Here is a 999-nt window from a genome sequence, read left to right on the forward strand (position 1 = left end):
TTCTCTTCTTTTTTTTACAGCATCTTGAATAAATAATTTTGGATTAATAAGAAATTTTTTTGTTTTTTTATAAAAAGACATGAATCAACCTTTTGCAAAAATAAAATTTTTAGTATAATATTAAATATTTAATATTAAATTGTAAATTCTTTCACAACATTTCCTATCCTTAAAAAGAAAAGTCAATTCTATATTATCCCTATAAATACCAAAAGGTTTACAATCATTTTGAAGTAATTTTTTAATTTCCCCTAATAATTCTTCTTCATTTTCAACAACAGGTCCAAAACCATCTTTGTTATAATCGAAATAACCTTTTTGCAATGTATGAGAACTAAAAAATTCTTCTTTATCAAACTGATAATAAACTACTGGTTTTTCTAAATAAGCCATCTCAAAAGCTACACTAGAATAATCTGTTATCATTAAAGAAGAATTGCAAAATAACTTTTGTAAGCTTTCTTTTTTATCGATAATTTTAATATAATAAGGGATATCGAAATCTTTTAAATATGGCATGATATTAGGATGGGGGTTAAAAATTATAGTATAAGAATATTGTTTGCACAACTTGCTTAAGTTATTGCTATTTAATAGAGAATTCCATTTTTTAAAATATTCACTTTCTTTAAAACTATTTTTCAACTCTCTTTTACTAGAATTTAATGTTGTACCAACTATATTTGCTCTCCAAGTTGGCATAATAAGAATTTGTTTATTATTAAATTTATTATTTTCCAGCAAAGCATCATGTCTTGCAAGACCCGTCAAAACCACCTCTTTTTTTCCAAATTTATAACGGTTGTAATCATTTGCTATAGAATCATATTCTGCTTGAGTTGAAGTTATAAATAAATTTATTTTTTTAGAATTAAGCCATCTTGAAAGATCGTTTAAAATAATACCGTGTTGTATAAAAATAAATTTATGTTCAGGTAGCAAATACTTAATCAAATATTCATCAGCACTAGAACTTATAATTTTTGATGCTTTTTTTGC

1 protein-coding gene is annotated in these 999 nt (G+C 24.0%); it reads right to left on the reverse strand.

Annotation, left to right across the window (positions count from 1 at the left end):
• Positions 1–120: 120 nt before the first annotated feature.
• Positions 121–999, reverse strand: an 879-nt coding sequence (locus CAMP5060_RS08110; protein WP_337218204.1) for a CDP-glycerol glycerophosphotransferase family protein, incomplete at its 5' end; no start/stop codon positions are given.

This window comes from Campylobacter sp. 1569 (assembly GCF_024723675.1).
Classification (GTDB): Bacteria; Campylobacterota; Campylobacteria; order Campylobacterales; family Campylobacteraceae; genus Campylobacter_D; species Campylobacter_D jejuni_C.